This window comes from Vibrio sp. B1FIG11, assembly GCF_905175335.1.
In the GTDB taxonomy this organism is placed as follows: Bacteria; Pseudomonadota; Gammaproteobacteria; order Enterobacterales; family Vibrionaceae; genus Vibrio; species Vibrio campbellii.
This window is the reverse complement of the sequence record NZ_HG992751.1, coordinates 2,844,693-2,864,379: the sequence shown is the minus strand read 5'-3', so window position 1 is coordinate 2,864,379 and position 19,687 is coordinate 2,844,693. Positions and strand designations below refer to the sequence as shown.

The 19,687-nt window shown below is 47.5% G+C and carries 13 protein-coding genes, 1 tRNA gene and 3 pseudogenes; 14 read left to right on the top strand and 3 right to left on the bottom strand.

Going from position 1 to position 19,687, the window contains the following annotated elements; genetic code table 11:
* Positions 1-84: 84 nt before the first annotated feature.
* From KHO06_RS13190 to KHO06_RS13175, 4 genes are all read left to right on the top strand, one after another.
* Entirely contained in the window at positions 85-366 is a 282-nt protein-coding gene (locus tag KHO06_RS13190) for a YcgL domain-containing protein (protein WP_005430875.1), read from the top strand.
* A 48-nt stretch (positions 367-414) separates the two neighbouring features.
* The gene (locus tag KHO06_RS13185; RefSeq protein ID WP_212581734.1) at positions 415-1,386 is read left to right on the top strand and encodes a lytic murein transglycosylase; all 972 of its coding nucleotides are present in this window, start codon (positions 415-417) and stop codon (positions 1,384-1,386) included.
* A gap of 71 nt (positions 1,387-1,457) precedes the next feature.
* Entirely contained in the window at positions 1,458-2,402 is a 945-nt protein-coding gene (locus KHO06_RS13180; protein WP_005446456.1) for a LysR family transcriptional regulator, read from the top strand.
* A gap of 236 nt (positions 2,403-2,638) precedes the next feature.
* The gene (locus KHO06_RS13175; RefSeq protein WP_005430867.1) at positions 2,639-3,838 is read left to right on the top strand and encodes a NupC/NupG family nucleoside CNT transporter; all 1,200 of its coding nucleotides are present in this window, start codon (positions 2,639-2,641) and stop codon (positions 3,836-3,838) included.
* A 247-nt stretch (positions 3,839-4,085) separates the two neighbouring features.
* Here KHO06_RS13175 and KHO06_RS13170 read toward each other — a convergent pair whose 3' ends face one another.
* Together KHO06_RS13170 and folD are read right to left on the bottom strand one after the other, a co-directional pair.
* Positions 4,086-4,457, bottom strand: coding sequence for an endonuclease domain-containing protein (locus KHO06_RS13170; RefSeq protein ID WP_212581733.1), 372 nt, complete (start codon positions 4,455-4,457; stop codon positions 4,086-4,088).
* A gap of 237 nt (positions 4,458-4,694) precedes the next feature.
* On the bottom strand, positions 4,695-5,555 hold the full coding sequence (gene folD / locus KHO06_RS13165; protein ID WP_005430847.1) for a bifunctional methylenetetrahydrofolate dehydrogenase/methenyltetrahydrofolate cyclohydrolase FolD: 861 nt from the start codon (positions 5,553-5,555) through the stop codon (positions 4,695-4,697).
* A gap of 204 nt (positions 5,556-5,759) precedes the next feature.
* On the opposite strand from folD, the gene KHO06_RS13160 reads away from it, so the two are divergent.
* The 4 genes and pseudogenes from KHO06_RS13160 to KHO06_RS13145 all read left to right on the top strand — a co-directional run bounded on the left by KHO06_RS13160 (position 5,760) and on the right by KHO06_RS13145 (position 8,663).
* Positions 5,760-5,836 (top strand) — tRNA-Arg (locus tag KHO06_RS13160).
* A gap of 160 nt (positions 5,837-5,996) precedes the next feature.
* Positions 5,997-6,581 (top strand): annotated as a pseudogene (locus KHO06_RS13155) (class I SAM-dependent methyltransferase); the annotation flags it as partial.
* A 20-nt stretch (positions 6,582-6,601) separates the two neighbouring features.
* The gene (locus tag KHO06_RS13150) at positions 6,602-7,729 is read left to right on the top strand and encodes an HNH endonuclease (protein WP_212581731.1); all 1,128 of its coding nucleotides are present in this window, start codon (positions 6,602-6,604) and stop codon (positions 7,727-7,729) included.
* A 210-nt stretch (positions 7,730-7,939) separates the two neighbouring features.
* Positions 7,940-8,663, top strand: a pseudogene (locus KHO06_RS13145) (transglycosylase SLT domain-containing protein).
* Positions 8,664-8,682: 19 nt separating this feature from the next.
* Here KHO06_RS13145 and KHO06_RS13140 read toward each other — a convergent pair.
* Entirely contained in the window at positions 8,683-9,474 is a 792-nt protein-coding gene (locus tag KHO06_RS13140) for a 2,3-dihydro-2,3-dihydroxybenzoate dehydrogenase (RefSeq protein ID WP_212581730.1), read from the bottom strand.
* A gap of 101 nt (positions 9,475-9,575) precedes the next feature.
* Between KHO06_RS13140 and KHO06_RS13135 the strand changes: the two are divergent.
* The 6 genes and pseudogenes from KHO06_RS13135 (at position 9,576) to KHO06_RS13110 (ending at position 19,676) form a co-directional block, all read left to right on the top strand.
* Positions 9,576-10,672, top strand: a pseudogene (locus KHO06_RS13135) (hypothetical protein).
* A gap of 291 nt (positions 10,673-10,963) precedes the next feature.
* Positions 10,964-12,184 (top strand): isochorismate synthase, encoded by a 1,221-nt coding sequence (locus KHO06_RS13130; protein WP_079401094.1) that lies wholly within the window; start codon positions 10,964-10,966, stop codon positions 12,182-12,184.
* Positions 12,181-13,800 (top strand): (2,3-dihydroxybenzoyl)adenylate synthase, encoded by a 1,620-nt coding sequence (locus tag KHO06_RS13125; protein ID WP_212581729.1) that lies wholly within the window; start codon positions 12,181-12,183, stop codon positions 13,798-13,800. Before KHO06_RS13130 ends, KHO06_RS13125 begins: the two co-directional genes overlap by 4 nt.
* Before the next feature lie 64 nt (positions 13,801-13,864).
* Positions 13,865-14,755: an isochorismatase family protein gene (locus KHO06_RS13120; protein WP_038891826.1), complete on the top strand. Its 891-nt coding sequence runs from the start codon at positions 13,865-13,867 to the stop codon at positions 14,753-14,755.
* 33 nt (positions 14,756-14,788) lie between these two features.
* Positions 14,789-18,742 carry an enterobactin synthase subunit F gene (locus KHO06_RS13115; protein ID WP_212581728.1) on the top strand — a complete coding sequence of 1,318 codons (3,954 nt, stop codon included), beginning with the start codon at positions 14,789-14,791 and terminating at the stop codon, positions 18,740-18,742.
* The gene (locus KHO06_RS13110) at positions 18,735-19,676 is read left to right on the top strand and encodes a hypothetical protein (protein ID WP_212581727.1); all 942 of its coding nucleotides are present in this window, start codon (positions 18,735-18,737) and stop codon (positions 19,674-19,676) included. The genes KHO06_RS13115 and KHO06_RS13110 overlap by 8 nt, the downstream gene beginning before the upstream one ends.
* The last annotated feature ends 11 nt before the right edge of the window (positions 19,677-19,687 follow it).

Sequence of the window (19,687 nt, the reverse complement as noted above, 5' to 3'; positions counted from 1 at the left end):
AAATTTGCTATCAAGTTTGCGAGAATTTTACGTTTTCAACAAAATCCGCATTCAAAGCGGGTAAATCAGCACAAAAGGCTCGTCATGCTTTGTTCTATTTATAAAAGCTCCAGAAAAGAAGGCACTTATCTCTATATTCCGAAAAAGGATGATTTCTCACAGGTTCCTGACACGTTAATGCAGATGTTCGGTAAGCCTATGCCGGTGATGACAATCAAACTTGATGGTCGTACTTTGGCACAAGTTGATGTCGAGAAAGTGAAAACGTCATTAATTAATGATGGTTTCTTCCTACAGGTTCCGCCTCCGCCGGAAAACCTACTAGAAAAATACAAAGAACAAAAAGCCCAGCAGAAAGGCGAATAACGTCACCGCTTTTCATCTGGGAATTCTGCCTCGCTCAAGGAGGGCGATATGAAAAAGATACTGGCAGCAATGCTCAGCGTTGGTATGTGCACTTCAGCCTTTGCAAGCAGCGATGGCTTTGATGAATACCTAAATAAATTGCGTGCAGAAGCACGTGATAAAGGCATTTCCGAACAGGTGATCAGTGCCGCTTTTGCTGATGTGGAATACAAACCACGTGCAGTCAAAGCCGACCGTAACCAACCTGAGAAGAAACTGACGTTAGATGAATACATTCCGCGCGCGGTACCTGAGTGGAAGGTTAAGCAAGCGAAGCAACTGTATAAAGAACACTACGCTGAGCTAAAACGCATTGGCGATGAGTTTGGCCTGCAGCCGCGCTTTATCGTTGCGCTGTGGGGCGTGGAAAGTAACTTCGGTAAGTTCACCGGTAACTTCCGCGTGATCGACGCGTTGTCGACCATGGCGTTTGAAGGTCGTCGTGAAGAGTTCTTCCGTAAAGAAACCATGGCGGCACTACAAATCCTAGATGAAGGTCATATCGATCTAGAGAATTTCAAAGGTTCTTGGGCTGGTGCGATGGGTCAATGTCAGTTTATGCCAAGCTCATTCCTACGCTTTGCCGCGGATGGTAATGGCGACGGCAAGAAAGACATCTGGCAATCAGAAGCGGACGTGTTTGCTTCTACTGCGAACTACCTAAGCAAATCTGGCTGGGATGATAAGTTCACTTGGGGTCGTCAGGTTAAGGTGCCACACGGTATCGACCACAACCTGCAAGGTCGCGAAGCGGAAAAAGGTAAGTACCTGCAAGAGTGGAGTAAGCTTGGCATCACCAAATACGATGGCAGCCCACTTCCTAAGCTGGACGAAGACATTAAAGCTTGGTTGATCATGCCAGACGATGAGAACGGTCGTACTTACTTGGTGTACAACAACTACAATGTGTTGATGAAGTGGAACCGCTCTTACTACTTCGCACTGGCGGTAAGTCACTTAGCTGACCGCATCACATTCTAGATTGAATGTATAAACGAATAAAAAGGGGCTCTTCGGAGCCCTTTGTTTTCTCTATTTGAAACGAGGTTTGCGTGTTATCAGAACGTGCTGCACAAATGGTGATCTTCTCAGCGTTGATCAAACATAAGAACTTTACCGCTGCGGCAAAGAGCCTAGGCGTGTCTGTTTCTCACGTCAGTAAACAGCTCAGCCAGTTGGAAGCTTCACTGGGCATTAAGCTTGTTCAACGCACCACGCGCAGCTTCACACCAACCGAAGCGGGGCAAACCTTCTATCATCATTGTGAACAAGTGGTGCAAGCTGTTAGCAGTGCCACGTTAGAGATGGAAAGCCAACGCGATGAAGTCGCTGGTTTGGTTCGTCTTGGTTTGTCGCAGTCTTTTGGCACGTTGCACATCATTCCTGCCATTCAAGAACTTCGTGAGAAATACCCGCAACTGCAAGTCGAAGTGCATTTGTTCGATTACAAAGTTGATATGCTCGAAGAAGGCTTGGATTTATGGATCACCAACAATGAACACCTACCAGAAGGCTACATTGCTCAGCGATTAGCAGATTGCCAATTTGTGGTAGCGGCATCGCCGGATTACTTACTCAAGTTCGATACGCCAACCGAACCGAATGACTTGTCGCAGCATAACTGCCTTATTTACCGCAGTTGGGAGCGTGACTACACCAGTTGGGCCTTCACCAATCGCGAACAAGAGCTTAATGTGAAAGTCTCTGGTAACTACTCGGTCGATTTAGCAGAAGCGGTGCGTGATGCTGCAATCGCAGGGTGGGGGATTGCTTACTTAGCCACTTATTTACTGGGGGATGAGTTCCGCTCAGGCAAATTGATCCAGCTTCTACCTGATTGGAGAGCCAGCCAATCCATGCCGTTTTATGCGGTGTACCCAAGTCGTCAGCATATGCCGAAAAAGATCTCAGCAGTGATCGAATTCATCAAACAAAAGATCGGATCGCCTTGCCATTGGGATCAGCGATTAGCCCCGTATATTTCGATTCCGAAGTAGGGAATACATAAGGTGATTTGAATCACAAAATTTTTCCAAATCCAGAAACATCTTTTCCATTTGGAAATAATAACTTTAGGCAAACGTTTATCTTTATTTAATTCAATGAGTTATTTTGCTGGTTAAATAGTGTTCAGGCGAGATTCTCAGCCTGTTAACATCCCTAACTTGCAGCATTTCTTTCACTCTATACAATCCGACGCCTTTCCTGTTCCCCCTTTTGTCGGATTCATTTTATGAACTCAATTCTTGGTATCGTAGTCATCCTATTCGTAGCATGGCTGCTTTCGACTAACCGTAAGAACATTCGTCTACGAACGGTGTCTTTGGCTTTTGCTCTGCAAGTAATCTTCGCGCTATTGGTACTGTACGTTCCAGCGGGTAAAGAGGCACTTAACGCAGTAACTGGCGCGGTTTCTAACCTAATCAACTACGGTCAAGAGGGCATCGCGTTCCTATTTGGCAACCTAGCAACAGGTGGCTTTACCTTCGCGATTAATGTACTTGGTATCATCATCTTCTTCTCGGCACTGATTTCTGGTTTGTACCACATTGGACTGATGCCAAAAGTGATCAACCTGATCGGTGGTGGTCTACAGCGTTTGCTAGGCACAGGCCGTGCAGAATCTCTCTCTGCAACAGCGAATATCTTCGTTGGTATGATTGAAGCACCGCTAGTAGTAAAGCCATACCTGAAGCACATGAGCGATTCTCAGTTCTTCGCAGTAATGACTGGTGGTTTGGCATCGGTTGCAGGTGGCACGCTAGTGGGTTACGCATCACTGGGTGTGGATCTTAACTTCCTAATCGCGGCGGCATTCATGTCAGCACCTGCGGGTCTTCTAATGGCAAAAATCATGATGCCAGAGACAGACAGTGCAGCACAGGATATGGATCTAGACCAAGTAGAAATGCCACGCGCAACCAACGTGGTTGAAGCAATGGCAGACGGCGCAATGTCTGGTCTACGTATCGCAGTGGCGGTAGGTGCAACGCTATTGGCGTTCGTGAGTGTTATCGCGATGCTAAACGGCATTCTAGGCTGGTTCGGTGGTCTATTCGGTATGGAACTGAGCTTCGAGCTAGTACTTGGCTACCTATTCGCACCAATCGCATGGTTGCTAGGTATTCCTTGGAATGAAGCTATCGTGGCTGGCTCCCTGATCGGTAACAAGATCGTGGTAAACGAGTTCGTAGCCTTCATCCAACTGATGGAAGTGAAGTCTCAGCTAAGCGCACACTCACAAGCTATCGTAACCTTCGCACTGTGTGGTTTCGCAAACATCTCAACCATGGCAATGCTAATTGGCGGCCTAGGCTCATTAGTGCCAGAGAAGCGTTCATTCATCTCGAAATACGGCTTCCGCGCAATCGCAGCAGGCGTAATGGCGAACCTGATGAGCGCATCAATCGCTGGCGTGATTCTGAGTTTGTAACAGAACCCCTCCCCTTAGAAAGGGGAGGGGACTAGACTTGAGTGCGCTTAGTGTGAAGCACCAGTCGACAATTAATATGATGTGCGCTGTGATTTCATAGGGAAAAGCGATCTCAGTCCGGTCCTCCCCATTTTCAAGGGGGAGTTAGAGGGGGTTGTTGCTCCAAACTAAATCCGGTTTCGGTATTTGAACAAGTCAGCGGACTAAAAGCGATCTCAGTCCGGTCCTCCCCATTTTTAAGGGGGAGTTAGAGGGGGTTACTGCTCCGAACTAAATTGAGTAACCTTTCCAAAACAGACTCGGTTTGCTTCATCACTTCTTCGTTGGTAAATCGCAGAACCTTAATCCCCAATGTTTCCATGAATGAATCCCTAATTGTATCTTTCTCTTTTCCCTCATCAGAGAAATGGCTATCGCCATCAATCTCAATAACTAAGTTCAATTCCGCACAATAGAAGTCAACAATATAGCGACCAATGCCATGTTGCCGTCTAAACTTCACGCCAAGCTGTTTACGTCTGATTCTTTGCCAGAGTATCTCTTCAGGTTTTGGCATATTTGTACGTAACTGACTCCTGATTTGCTTTTGGTACTTTAAGTTAAAAGTTCGTTGTGGCACTGGTGGTTCCTTTGCGTTCTCAACCCCTCCCTAACCCTCCCCTTAGAAAGGAGAGGGGACTAGATCGGAGTGCGCTTAGTGTGAAGCACTAATCGACAATTAATATGATGTGCGCTGTGATTTCATAGGTAAAAGCGATCTCAGCCCAGTCCTCCCCATTTTCAAGGGGGAGTTAGAGGGGGTTATTACTCCAAACAAAAAGGGCCCCTTGCGGAGCCCTTTCAGTATCATAATTCTTTATTTCTTCGTATGGAACTGCTCGCAAGCCAGCATCGTGTTCTCAATTAGGCTTGCTACCGTCATTGGGCCAACGCCGCCCGGTACTGGTGTAATGAAGCTCGCGTTCTCACGTGCTTTATCGTATTCAACGTCACCTACTAACTTGCCAGATTCAAGACGGTTGATGCCCACATCGACCACAACAGCGCCTTTCTTAATCCACTCGCCAGGAATGAAGTTTGGCTTACCAACTGCAACTACAACAAGGTCAGCTTGACGAACGTGACCCTCTAGGTCTTTGGTAAAGCGGTGACAAGTTGTTGTCGTACAACCAGCAAGAAGCAGCTCAAGTGTCATTGGGCGACCAACAATGTTTGATGCGCCAACCACAACCGCATGCTTACCGCGTAGTTCGATGTTGTAACGGTCAAGCAGCGTAATAATGCCTTTTGGCGTACAAGAACGAAGCTTAGGAATGCGCTGCGCTAGACGACCAACGTTGTAAGGGTGGAAGCCATCCACGTCTTTCTCTGGGTGAATACGCTCAAGAACGTGCGTTGCATCAATGCCAGCTGGAAGTGGCAACTGAACAAGAATACCGTCGATTTCTGCGTCGTTGTTCAACTCATCGATAAGTGCCAACAACTCTTCTTCCGACGTTGTCGCAGGAAGGTCAAAAGACTTAGAGACAAAGCCAACTTCTTCACACGCGCGGCGCTTACTGCCAACGTAAACTTGAGAAGCTGGATCTTCACCAACTAAAACAACTGCAAGACCAGGAGCACGAAGGCCAGCCTCAACGCGAGCTTTCACACGTGCTGCAACTTCGGATCGAACAGTTTGGGAAATGAGAGTTCCATCTATATTTTGAGCAGTCATGACTTTCCTTTTTAAATTGAGAAGGCAAATTATTTGCGGCGCATTGTCGCAGAAAATCTATTTAACATCCATACGCAAACGTTTGCTTTGGGGTGTTTTTGAACATTTATCGCTTTAGTGCCCTTTTTTTAGGCATTCAGATCAGAATGTTATGAAAACCCGTTGATTTAAGCGCTTGAACTCGTATAATCCTGTCCCTGTAGCGCGCCCTTAGCTCAGCTGGATAGAGCACGTCCCTTCTAAGGATGTGGTCATAGGTTCGAATCCTATAGGGCGTGCCATTTATTTAGAAACCCCGATAGCTCCTCGAGTTATCGGGGTTTTGTCGTTTTAGGCATCAGAATTTCCAACTCAACGTCTCCTACAACTTTTGCACTACCTTCTAGTCTTTGCAATCAATAGCACTTACTATGTGTTCACTTCAATTGCAGCCTTATCTTTATGTCTTCAACTTCTAATTTCTATAACCAAAATGCGAGCTCATTAGCGGAGCAATATAACTCGACGACGTTTGAGAATGTTCACGCGAGCTGGCAGCGTTTTTGGCCTCATGCTGGCGATCGGGTATTGGATGTGGGAGCAGGGTCTGGGCGAGATGCAAAATGGATGTCGGAGCAAGGCTGTGAAGTGATTGCTCTTGAGCCTGCCGCATCTCTACTAGAGCTTGGTAAAGTTAAGACGGGTGATTCGGTTACTTGGCTTGATGATGCCTTGCCTGCGCTTGAGAAAACCACCAACCTAGGGCTTCGCTTTGATCTTATTTTGGTGAGTGCGGTTTGGATGCATCTTGCGACGTCTCATCGTGAACGCGCTTTCCGTAAGCTCTCTAATCTACTAGCACCAAATGGTCGATTGGTCATAAGTCTTCGCCATGGTGAGTTCACCGATGGGCGCAAAGCTTATCCTGTCTCCGTTCAAGAGTTAGAACAGTTGGCAAAGAACAGTGCGCTTATGGTTAGGCATGTTTCTGACAGTGACGATCAACTCAAGCGTGATGACGTTCATTGGCAGACTGTGGTTGTGTCAAAGTAAGAGAAGGATTAGTTGTGTCTCTTCAACATTATGTAGATAAATTCAGTAATTTGAACGTGAATAGTTCAAACGGAAAAAAGAGTCCTCACAAAGTATGTATGCTTCTTACCGTTATAGATTTGATGCAGGCTGGACATATCGTTTCAAACAAGATTGAACTTAATTCTGTTCTTAAAGAGCGATTCACACATCACTTCGAAAACTTAGCAATAGGAAATGATCGAAACACACCTGAGAACCCTTTTTTCTTTTTGAGAAGCGAGGGGTTCTGGCATCACTCTTATAATGAAGGCTATTCCATAGAAAATACAAAAAGGTACTCATCAAAGGCCATTTCATACGCTTACGTTGATGATGAGCTATTCGAATATATGAATAGCTACATAGTCTCGAATGAATTGAAAGAAGCGCTTGTTTCCAACTTATCAGACTTATCTTCATTATTTTATCGATGGTTACTTGATTTGGGCAAATCAGAGAAAACTGCAAAGAACTACTTAGGAGCAGTCCGTGGTTCAATTTCTAACTGGTTGATGGATGAAGGAAAAATAGAAGCATCTATCACAGAAATAAAGTCTTATTCAGACTTTAAGAGTTATAAGAAACAAGCGGTGCAGTTACCAGAGTTTCAAGTGCGCGATATAAAAGGCAAGGGTATGTATAGTGCAGCATTGTCTCACTACGACACCTTTCTCGCTGACTTAGCCCAAATTGATGTGAATGCAGATATCCGGCATGTAATGAATGACAAACAACTAAGTACGACTGAAAAGACAATTTTGGTAAACACCAGAATGGGACAAGGTCATTTTAGAAACAAGCTCATTGATATGTGGGGAGGTTGCGCTGTTACCGGGTTTAAGAATACCCAATTACTGTTAGCGTCGCATATTAAACCGTGGCGAGATTCCAACAACGAAGAACGATTAGATAAGTTCAACGGACTATTGCTACTTCCTAATCTGGATAAAGCATTCGATCTCGGTTTCATATCGTTTGATGATAAAGGGAAAGTTTTAATATCACGCTACCTAGAAAAACCAGAAGTTCTTGGTCTACACGAAGACATGTCTTTTCACGTCCATAATAGCCATAAATATTACCTTGGCCATCATAGAGGGGTGCTGTTTAAGGGGCGCTAGACTCGGAATGAACACTACTCATTTTAGTTTGAACTCATAAACGAATCTCTCATTGTTTTCAACGTACAGAAAAACGCTGAGTATACTTTTCCAACAACTCCATTTGTCAGTCTTATGTTTTCTATAAAGCTCACTGATTTACCTCACACTTTTGTGCTTCACAACTGATACTGATGTTAAAAAAGTAAGAAATGGACTACAGTTTTACAAATGTTTTCCCACTGTGGTTTTATCGTGAAAACGGTTTCTAAGCGATTGTATAAGCTACTAAAAATAACAAAGCTTAAGCACAAAAAAGATAAGGTTTTTTCCTTTCCTAACAGCCTGATGCGTAAGAATCAGAAGGTTGTGAACACTCTCTCGCCTTTATCTTTATTCCCTAATAAAAATGATGTTTCTTGTTCGTGTTTTTCCTCCTCTCCTGTTGATGCCCTAGCTTGGGGTAATCGCGTTTCGCCCGAGTTTAAAAGCAAAGTCAGCGACATTTCTCAAGAGCTCAATATAGACCCAAACCACCTAATGGCTTGCATGGCGTTTGAAACGGCAGAGACGTTTAGCCCGAGCATCAAAAATGGTTCTGGAAGTGGCGCGACAGGGTTGATTCAGTTTATGCCTTCAACGGCCGAGGCGCTGGGTACCAGCACCAAAAAAACTGGCCAAGATGAGCGCAATTGAGCAGCTCGATTACGTCAAAGCGTACTTCTTGCCGTACCGTGGTCGAATGGACTCTCTTGAGGATGTGTACATGGCGATTCTCTATCCGGCTGCCATTGGTAAACCCCATTCGCATGTGTTGTTTAAACAGGGGTCGATCGCGTATCGTCAGAACGCGGGGATCGACCGCAACAACGCTGGCAAGATCACGTTAGGTGATGTGTCCTACAAGGTGAGGCGCAAGCTAGAGAAGGGCAGGCACCCCAAGTTTTACGGTTAACTTTCCGTTCGGCGGAGGATCAGAAGGTCGCTCCGCCATCCACTCTCAAATCATGCATGGTGATATGACCTGATTTATCACTGAGCAAAAACTCAATCGCGTTGGTGATGTCCTTGGTCTCGGCAATCTTGTTTAACGGAATGCCCATGCGATGGGAGGCCAAGTTGCCTTGAATTGTTTCTCGCTCGCCATAAGCTTCATTCCACATCTGCTCTTGCATTGGGGTTCGGGTTGAACCGGGGCTGACGATGTTGCAGCGAATGCCATGCTCTGCCAGTTCTAACCCCAAACATTGCATCCACATGTGCAGGCCAGCTTTGGAAGTGCAGTAAGCGGACATCTTGACGCGTGGTGTGTCTGCGGCGTTGGAACCGACGGCCACAATCGCGCCTTGCTTGCTGTGTTTGACCAGAATTTTAGCCAGTTGTTGTGTGAGCAGCATGGCGCCTTTTAAGTTCACATCCAAGGTTTTATTCAGTGCTTCCAATGGCAAATCTAAAACTGATTCGAGATGCAAAGTGCCAGCACAAGTGACGATGTAATCTGGGATGAGCTGGTCTTGCTCCAGGTTGTGGCAAGCGGTTTGAATTGCATTTGAATCTGCCAAATCAAAAGGGACAAGCAGCGTATTTGATTGTTGGCATTCTGGTAGCGACTGCTGGAAGGCATCGAGTGCCAATTGAGTGACATCACAGGCAATCACTCGTGCTCCTTGTGCCAATAAGCTTTTGGCACATGCTAGGCCAATCCCTTGTCCTGCGCCGGTCACTAAACACAGTTTGCCGTTGAATTCTGAGCGGTTTTCACTCATTCCTTTCTCCTTTTGTGCAACAAGTATCAAATCAAAATTGGATGGATGATAATGATTTTTGTTATCGTTGTCGCGATATTAACAAGGAGGTCGTGAAATTGATGAATAAATTTGGCTGGAAAATCAAACCTTGGCTTTTGGCTGTGGGGCTCGTTGGAATGGTTGGGTGCGAGTATTTACCACACTCTGCCGAGGTGGACTTACCCAAGCAGAAAATTGAGCAAGTAGTGAAACAAGCCCAGCCTGCAAATGCGGCCATTTTAAAAGCGTTCGAGCAACACAATTTTGTTGGGATCGGTGATTACCATTGGAACGATGCGTTTCTGAATTACGCTACCGAACTGGTGAAGACCGAGGCGTTCTCTGACCAGGTTACTCATATTGTGGTTGAATTTGGCAATGCGAAATACCAGCCGGTGCTGGATGAATATTTGGCTGGTGGCGAGGTGACGCAAGCGCAGTTGGAGGAGGTGCTGAGGGGATCAATTTATTTTATGGCCTGGATGCCGGATGCGTATCGAAACTTTTTTGAGGCGATCAGAACGCGCAATGCGACCTTGCCTGAAGGGAAAAAGATTCAGGTGCATTTAGCGGAAGCCCCTTTGATTGGCAAGGCCTTCAAGATGAAAAAGTGTGGAAACTGGCGGCGAAAAATAAAACCGATCACTTCTATCAAATTGCGGCTGAGCGAATGGCCAAGCAAGAAAAAGCGCTGTTGATTTTTGGCGCTTTTCATTTGGTTAATGCGCCAAAGGATTACGTGGCAAAAACGCGGGACAGCGCTTGGCCACTGGCGACGCGTTTGGAACAAGCGTTTCCAGACAGCACGTACTTAATTTGGCCAATGACAGAGCCAGAAGTAGTGGAAACTTTCCACGGTGTGTCAGCCCCAGCGCTGCTGGACGTGAAACAAAGCCCAATTGCGGAGCTGAGATTTATCGACCTCTTGCCGAAGGCCCGTTACAAGTTAGCGGCTATGGACAAGATGGATGCGCAAGTGGGCGAATTGTTTGATGCGTTTCTTTATCTTGGAGCAAATCAACGCACGACAGTATTTCCTCGTGACGTGATGGCAGACCGAAATTGGGTGAATGAGATGCAAAGACGCGTGGATTTAATTGGCGGAAAGATGCAAGACCGCTTCAATGAAATACGAACGTTGAGCGATGAAAAATACGGCTTTAACGATCAGGGTTAATTGACGTCCTATTACGTAAATTCATTGATCCGATCAATGATTGATGGCTGATTCCAAAAGGGTTCAGCCATTTTTTATGTCCAGTGATTTTTCCTCTTATGTTATCTAACTATAAGTAATTATTTGCTTTTTCCCATATTCATACTATGGGATTAATTTATAGAATTATTTATAATGCGAGTGATAATTATTATCAAAAAGTGTTTGAACAATTGATTTTGTATGTGTAGTCTCACTCGTCAAATGAGAAGGGATCTCATTTGGAACGCTATGTTTAATAAAGCTTGAGAGATGATTATGCTTCGTAACTCAATGGGAAGTAGCACTATGCTCACCGAGTTTCTTAACGCTCATACGGATGATGCTTCGTTCTTTTTTAGCTCACCGACGGTGACCTTACTTACCCAAGGCATTGCCGCAGAATTTTCCCAACAGGTGAAATTCTCCGAGTTAGATACTCACATCAGTCAATTACTTGAATCGGCAAAGGATGCGGGAAACCAAAACCCCATTGCGGTGGGAGTGATTCCGTTCTCTGAACACAACCCGGTGCACTTTATCGTCCCAGACCGTCTTATCACGACGTCACCAATCAGACCGGATAAAGTTTCTGATGTGGATGGGGTTGCTGATTGTCCACCTTCATCGATCCAACCGATTCCTGCTCCTGAAGAGTACATGCGCAGTGTTGAGTTAGCGGCGACAAGCTGCTGTCGAGAGGACATTGATCTGGATAAAGTGGTGTTATCACGCACCATGCAGGTCGATACGGAAGAGGAAATTGACCGCGCACGCCTCTTGAAAACCTTACTCAAACAAAACCCAGGTGGCTACACGTTTTCTACCCGTATTGGTGGCAGTCAATCTGACGCGTACTTAATGGGCTCGAGCCCTGAACTGCTTGTGTCACGTAAAGGCCCACACGTTTGTTCCAACCCTCTGGCGGGTTCTCGCCGACGCAGTGACAACGAATGCATTAACCAGCAGCAAGGTGAGCTGATGATGGAGAGCGCAAAAGATCTCCATGAGCATGCTGTGGTGGTGGATGCGGTTGAGAAAGCGCTACAGCCTTGGTGCCATAACCTGTATGTGCCAATGGTGCCATCGGTGATAGAAACCAAAGCCATGCTTCACCTCTCGACTCGCATCGAGGGCACGGTATCGGATGCAAACACGAGTGTGTTGAAATTAGCAAGTGCACTGCACCCAACGCCAGCCGTATGCGGTTATCCGACGGCGCAAGCTTACGATTTTATTAGCCATGTTGAACCTTTTGACCGCGGTTACTTTACCGGTCTTGTTGGTTGGGTTGATGCTCGTGGCAATGGTGAATGGGTGGTCGTGATCCGTTGTGCGGAGGTGGAGAAAAAACGCCTCAAAGTATACGCGGGCGCTGGGATTGTGGCAGGCTCTGAGCCACAAAGTGAGCTGGAAGAAACCGGTAACAAGATGCGCACTGTACTCAATGCGTTGGGCATCGAGATCCGTGAAAACATGGAGGTGGTGCAATGAGTCACGAGTCTATGCAAGCATCCGGCTTTACCCCATGGCCAGAAGCGCGAGCAGAACAATATCGCCAAGCTGGTTACTGGACAGATCAAACGATCCCACAAATGTTACAAGCCAGCGCTATTCGACTGCCACAGCAATTGGCATTGGTAGATGGCGAGCGCGAGTGGACGTATCAATCTTTGGCGCAACAGGTCGACCAACTGGCGGCAGGTTTCCAAACCAAGCTGAGTCTCAAACCAGGAGACAAAGCGGTGTTGCATCTACCGAACATTGGGGAGTTTTATCTTAGCTTTTTCGCTCTACTCAAAATTGGCGTGCAGCCCGTACTGGCTTTGCCAGCGCACCGTTATTCGGAGATTCGATACTTTTGTCATTTTACCAAGGCAAAAGTATTGATTACTGCACCGCAGCGAGGTGTGAACACGGCTGATATCGCGCAGCAAGTTGCGGCTGAATTACCGAGCCTTACCAGCATTGTTTGGGCGGGTGAAGCGAGCGAAATGCCTACTGGTAGCCTAGCGCTCGATAGTCTTTATTCAAACGAAGCAGAACTGCATGAAGAACAGGGAGAAGACTTTGCGTTCTTCCAACTTTCTGGTGGCACTACGGGCACGCCAAAACTGATCCCGCGCACTCATAGCGACTATCTCTATAGCGTTCGTGCCAGCAATGAAGTTTGCCAGTTCTCAGATCGAACTCGTTACCTTTGTGTGTTGCCTGCGGCGCATAACTTTCCGCTTAGCTCGCCAGGTGCACTGGGCTGTTTAATGGCTGGTGGCACTGTGGTGTTAACACCAGATGCTAGTCCTCAGACGGCGTTTTCTTTGATTGAGAAATACCAAATTACCGTGGCGGCTTTGGTTCCGCCATTAGCACTCTTATGGCTGGATGAAGCTGCGCGAACAGAACATGACATTACGTCCCTTGAAGTGTTGCAAGTGGGTGGTGCTCGTTTTAGTGAAGAAGCTGCAAAGCGAGTTCGACCAGAGTTGGGCTGTACCTTGCAGCAGGTATTCGGCATGGCAGAGGGGCTCGTAAACTACACCCGTTTGGATGACCCCGAGTCTGAAATCATTTCTACCCAAGGTCGGCCGATGTCGCCTGCGGATGAGCTGTTGGTTCTTGATGAAATGGGCAACCCCGTTGAGCAAGGAACAGAGGGGATTTTGTTCGTGCGTGGCCCTTACACCATTCAAGGTTATTACCGTGCGCCAGAGCATAATCAGCGTTCTTTTACTCAGCAAGGGTACTACCGCACGGGCGATATTGTCGTTTTGACCGAAGCGGGCAACTTACAGGTGGTGGGGCGCGATAAAGATCAGATCAACCGTGGTGGAGAGAAAATCGCTGCGGAGGAGGTCGAGAACCATCTGCTTGCTCATGACTCGGTTCACGATGCCGCCGTAATTGCCATTCCAGATGATTACTTAGGTGAGCGCAGTTGCGCAGCCTTGGTTTGCCCAGAACAGAATCCTAGAGTGATTGAAATAAAACGCTTTTTAAGAGATCGCGGCTTAGCGGACTTCAAGATCCCTGATCGCGTTATTTTTGTTGATGTACTGCCGAAAACCCCCGTCGGAAAAATAAATAAAAACAAGCTATTAGAACTCGTTTAACCAACCCAGCGTCGCAAAGGCTTTTGGGACGCTGAGCTTTTTTAATATTTTGGAGACAAGCCCAATGGCCATTCCCTCTCTCTCTGGTTACCCATTGCCCAAGGCGATACCAGAAAACCGTGTTAACTGGTCTGTAGACCCCCAGCGTGCCGTGTTACTTATTCACGACATGCAGCAGTACTTCCTCAATTTCTATGATGTCGACAGCGAGTTGATTCAAACCCTGACGCGTAACATTCAGGCGATCAAGCAAACCTGTATTGATGCAGGGATCCCCGTGGTGTATACAGCGCAACCTGGTGACCAAAAGCAAGAAGACCGTGCATTGCTGACGGATTTTTGGGGACCGGGTTTAAAAGCCGACGACAGCATTACTCGCATTTTTCCTGCGTTAGCGCCTACCGAGCAAGATATTGTTTACACCAAATGGCGTTACAGCGCATTCCAGCGTACGCCGCTTAAATCCATGATGGATGAAACGGGACGCGATCAGTTGATCATCGTTGGTGTTTACGCTCACATCGGTTGTTTGCAAACCGCGGCAGAAGCCTTCATGACCGATATTCAAGCCTTTATGGTGTCTGATGCGGTAGCGGATTTTTCTTCTGATGATCACGACATGGCGCTCAACTACGTTGCTGGCCGCTGCGGTTATGTTCTGGATAAACAGCAGCTCTTGTCTCAGATAAACCGTGCCGATGAACTGGTCGGTGATGATTTCTCTATTCCTCAATCTCAGCCCCACTTAACTCAGCAATTGGCTGCTTTGCTAGAAGTGCCAGTCGATGAAATGACACCAGAAGATAGCCTGTTGGATTTCGGTTTGGACTCCGTGCGCATGATGTCGCTGGTGAGTGATTGGCAACAAGCGGGACTTGATGTGAGTTTTATGGAACTGGCTGCCAAACCCAGTTTGCAAGATTGGTGGCAACTGATCGAGAAGAAACGGACTTAGCAGCCAAAGAATAAGAAAAACAAAGGAATGAACATGTACGATTTACCTTATACAGCGGAGCAACTGTTGCCGCTGACGGATGCCCAAGCCGGGATTTGGTTTGCCCAGTTGCGCGATCCAGAAAATCCAATTTACAAGACGGGTGAATACCTAGTGATTGATGGCAAGGTGGATGAGCCTTGTTTTGTTGAAGCGGTTAAAACGGCGATTGATGAGGTAGATTCCTTACACGCTAAGTTTGTCACCACCACCGAAGGCCCACGCATGGTGATTGACCGCCAAAACTGGCAGGTAGAGCGAATCGATTTCTCACAACAGGATGCACCGCTGGATGCTGCCGTCGATTGGATGAAGTCAGAGCTGAAACAACCTGTCGATTTAGAGCAAGGCCCATTATTCGTTATGGCATTGCTCAAGCTTTCAGAAGACCAGTTCGTGTGGTTCCTTTCGCTGCATCACATCGCGATTGATGGCTACAGCATGTCCTTGGTGGCGGGACGCGTGGCACATATTTATGGCCAACTCGCTCAGGGGAAACCATTCGACAAGATCGAGTTTGTCGACCAGCAAGCCTTGCTAAAAGAGGACGACGACTACAAAGCGTCGGAGAAATACCAAAAAGATCGTGCTTTCTATCTTCAACGTTACGCAGACCATTCAGATACCGTCAACCTCGCGGGCAAACCGACCGTTACGTCAGACCGTTTTTTACGTTTAAAAGGCGCGATGGAAGTCGATGATTTCCAACGCATGGAATCACTGGCGAAACAGTGTCGCACCCACTGGTACAGCGTGCTCATTGCATCCATTGCCGCTTATGTGCACCGTATGACGCGTTCTAATGAAGTTGTTCTTGGTGTGCCTTTGATGGGGCGTTTAGGTTCTGTTGCGATTCAAACCCCAGCGATGCGCGTGAACATTTTGCCCGTGCGCGTCAGCTTTGAACAAGGCTTGGATATTAAGACGCTGATCAAACAGGTTAACCAAGAGTTTTCCTCGGTTCGTCGTCACCAAAGCTACCGTTATGAAGAGCTTCACCGTGAGCTTAACTTGGTAAAAGACAACCGTAACCTGTTTGGTCCCTTGGTTAACATCATGCCGTTTGAATACGAGCATAAATTTGGCGAGCTTAACTCCAAAGCGCATAACTTGTCGGCCGGTCCAGTAGATGACATCTCGTTTTATTGTTACGAGCTTGGTGGTCAGCTTCATATCGATATGGATGCCAATCCGGAGCTGTATTCCGAGAAAGACATTCACGAGCATCAGCAGCGTTTGTTCCACTTTATGAGCGACTTTTTTGCAAGCGCGCAAGCTCAAGATCCAGATCCAGCTCTTTGCCAAGTCAGCGATATCAACATTCTTCTTGCCGGTGAGCGAGAGAAAGTCATCGAAACTTGGAACGACACTGACCACGAGGTACCCGAGACGACGTTAGCCGCTCTGTTGGCAAGGCAGCGTATTCTTACCCCCCATTCACCAGCAATAATCTTTGAAGGCCAAAAGCTCAGCTACGAAGAGTTAGCGAAAAAAGTCTACTCGCTGACCAACTGGCTGACGGCAGAAGGCGTTACTCTGGGTGATCGCATCGCGGTGTGTGTGCCAAGAAGTGAAGAGCTGATCGTTGTACAGCAGGCGATTCTGGCCGCAGGTGCGGTTTATGTACCGGTGGACCCAGATTATCCAGAGGGCCGTATTCACTACATGCTAGATTCCTCTGCGCCTAAGTTTGTGTTCTCTACGTCGGCACTGCAAGACAAGTTGCCGCAAGGTGTGGAAGTGAAGCTGGTCGATGATGACACCTTGCCAACCATTTACAAAAGAGTCGAGCCACTGCCTCCGCAAGTGAAGCCAGAGCCGCACTCTCCGGCCTACATGATTTACACCTCTGGTTCGACGGGCAAACCAAAAGGTGTGGTGGTCACCCATGATGCGATCGTTAACCGATTGCTATGGATGCATGACCAATATCCGATTACTGCGAAAGATCGCGTGTTGCAAAAAACGCCTGCGGGCTTTGATGTGTCGGTGTGGGAGTTCTTTTGGCCAATGATGGTTGGCTCATGTTTGGTGATCGCGAAACCGGACGGGCATAAAGATCCGATTTATCTGCAAGATCTTATTCATCGCGAGAAGATCACCACGCTGCACTTTGTGCCATCTATGCTGCAAATCTTTGTTCAGCAGGCGGACGCCGATTTATGTCAAAGCTTACGCCAAGTGTTCTGTAGTGGTGAAGCGTTGCCTATCGAGTTAGTTAATCACTATTACCAAGCATTCAACGCGCCTCTGCATAACCTTTATGGCCCAACAGAAGCGGCTGTGGATGTGACTTACTGGCCAAGTGAAGCCAATACCGAAGGCACGTCGATTCCAATCGGGCGTCCAGTGTGGAACACGCAAATCTACATTCTGGATGATGCACTAAACCCAGTACCGCCGGGTGTGGTAGGGCACTTGTACATTGCTGGGCGACAATTGGCACAAGGCTACTATGGTCAGCCAGAACTGACGGCAGAACGCTTTATCGACAATCCATTTGGTCCACAAGGCAGCCGAATGTATCTATCGGGCGATTTGGCTCGTTGGCGTGAAGATGGTGCTATTGAGTACTGTGGCCGTAGTGACTTTCAGGTCAAGATCCGCGGTTTCCGTATCGAGCTGGAAGAGATTGAGAATGCCTTGGCCAACCACCCAAGTGTTGCTCAAGTGGCGGTGTTGGCTCAGGAATACAATGACGGCGACAAGCGCTTGGTTGCTTACGTCACCGCTGAGAATACTGAGCAGGGTATCGATAGCAATGCATTGCAAACGTACCTCACGGAGCCGCTGCCAGAGTATATGGTGCCGAGCTACTTTGTTGAGCTTGAAGCCTTTCCATTAACGCCTAACGGCAAATTGGATCGCAGCGCACTACCGAAGCCGGATCTGTCTGGTCAAGTCGGTACCAAGGGGCCAAGTAACTTAGTTGAAGAGCGTTTGTGTAAGTTGTTCTGTCAGTTATTGGATCTACCTTCGGTCGGTGTGGATGACAACTTCTTCGAGCTTGGCGGGCACTCCCTATTGGCTGCACAGTTGATTGCCCATGTGAAAGAAATCATGGGGATTGAGTTGTCACTGGCGGCGGTATTTGAATCGCCAACGGTTTCCGGTATCGCGGCCAAGCTCAACGGCAGCGAAAGTGATGATGCACTGAGCATTTTGTTACCGCTGCGTAAGCGTGAAGGCAAAGCGGCTATCTTCTGTGTACATCCCGCTGGTGGCCTAAGTTGGTGTTACGCGGCACTGACGCCAATCATTCCGTCTAATGTTCCGCTTTATGGTGTCCAAGCTCGTAACCTTGGTGACCCTTCTGCACCACTACCAAAGAGCATGAAGGAAATGGCAGAAGACTACGTGGCCGCGATTCGTGAAGAGCAACCCTTTGGGCCTTACCATCTTCTGGGTTGGTCAATTGGCGGCATGATTGTTCACCTAATGGCGGGCATCTTACAAGAGCAAGGCCAAGAGGTGGGCTTAGTCACGTTACTGGATTCTTACCCTGCAGAGCAGTGGCAAACCATTCATCCACCGGGAGAAGAGCAAGCGCTTGGTGCACTGATCCGTATGGCGGGGGTTGAGTTTGATGAAGCCGCGCATTCCAGCATCACTAAGCCAGAGGTGATCGACATCCTGCAAGATGCAGGTTCTTCCATGGCGCACCTGAGCACCGAGACCATCACAGCCATGATTGAGGTGGTGATCAACAACAACCAGCGTGTACGTGATGCGGTCGATTATCACTACCAAGGGGATGTGCTGTTCTTCAACGCTGAGAAGCCACCAGAAGAGTCGTTCCTCGATCGTAATGGCTGGTTCAAGTACATGGAGGGCGACCTCAAAGTGGTTGATGTGGCCTGTTTGCACCGTGACATGATGCGTCCAGAGATGCTGCGTTTGATTGGTACCCACATGGTGAAAGAACTAAGAGAGAGGTTCGATGTTTGATTCGTCAACACAATCTAGATCGAACGCTCAGTTGGAGGGGATGATTTCTCCTCTGACTTTCTTCAAAGCCAAATTGGAAGCTGGCGCCATTTTAGCGATTGGCGAAGCGCATTGGTATGGCGAGTTGTTCGAAAAGATGACCGACGTATTGTTGGATGCGGAACTCGATGGGATGTTTTCCCATTTATTTATCGAGTTTGGTAACGCCAAGCATCAAGCTTTACTCAACAATTACCTAATGGGCGAGACGATTACCGATGCAGAACTGGCTGCAGTGTGGCTGGATTCGGTTGCGTTTCCAGCTTGGTTACACCCGTGTTATGGCCAGTTCTTCCAACGTTTAAGAGCAGCGAATGCACAGCGCAAGGTGCCTATCAACGTTGTGCTGACAGAGCCTTCTTTCCAATGGCAAGACATCGCGCATGCGGGAGAGTTGGCAAAGATTAATGCCCAACGTGATCAAGCGTTAGTCGATGGCGTCGAGAAGCGAGCGGTGAAGGGTGACCGAGGCGTTGTGGTGCTCGTCGGTGCGCGACACATTCTCAAGCGTTCTCCGACGTTAGGTTTTATGGCTAAGCATAAGACGTTTGGTGATTTGGCTCAGCAGAAGTTTGCTCAGCGTTACGTTTCTGTGTGGCCGCACATTCTGACGAGTGAGTTCAGTCATACAGAACATGGTATCTATGCGACAACGCAGCCTAAGTTAAGCCAAAAGTCGTTCCTCGATTTGATCCCGAAGAAACCACCAGTCAACCCTTACGCGTTTATCTCGCTGGATAAATTGGTGGACGCTTATTGGTATCTAGGGCCGCAAAGTCGTCAATTAGACGCACACGGTGTGAACGTACCGTTGATGTGGAAGTCGCGGTTAGAACAACGGTTGCCGCTAGTCAATGAGCGGCAGCAGATGGTGATCAAAAAGGTCATCGAATAACAAACATGACA

Bases quoted from the DNA above. Each gene is read 5' to 3' on its own strand.
- KHO06_RS13130 (WP_079401094.1), top strand. From the start codon at position 10,964: ATGATTATGCTTCGTAACTCAATGGGAAGTAGCACTATGCTCACCGAG.
- KHO06_RS13110 (WP_212581727.1), top strand. From the start codon at position 18,735: ATGTTTGATTCGTCAACACAATCTAGATCGAACGCTCAGTTGGAGGGG.
- KHO06_RS13175 (WP_005430867.1), top strand. From the start codon at position 2,639: ATGAACTCAATTCTTGGTATCGTAGTCATCCTATTCGTAGCATGGCTG.
- KHO06_RS13115 (WP_212581728.1), top strand. From the start codon at position 14,789: ATGTACGATTTACCTTATACAGCGGAGCAACTGTTGCCGCTGACGGAT.
- KHO06_RS13190 (WP_005430875.1), top strand. From the start codon at position 85: ATGCTTTGTTCTATTTATAAAAGCTCCAGAAAAGAAGGCACTTATCTC.
- KHO06_RS13140 (WP_212581730.1), bottom strand. From the start codon at position 9,474: ATGAGTGAAAACCGCTCAGAATTCAACGGCAAACTGTGTTTAGTGACC.
- KHO06_RS13185 (WP_212581734.1), top strand. From the start codon at position 415: ATGAAAAAGATACTGGCAGCAATGCTCAGCGTTGGTATGTGCACTTCA.
- KHO06_RS13125 (WP_212581729.1), top strand. From the start codon at position 12,181: ATGAGTCACGAGTCTATGCAAGCATCCGGCTTTACCCCATGGCCAGAA.
- folD (WP_005430847.1), bottom strand. From the start codon at position 5,555: ATGACTGCTCAAAATATAGATGGAACTCTCATTTCCCAAACTGTTCGA.
- KHO06_RS13120 (WP_038891826.1), top strand. From the start codon at position 13,865: ATGGCCATTCCCTCTCTCTCTGGTTACCCATTGCCCAAGGCGATACCA.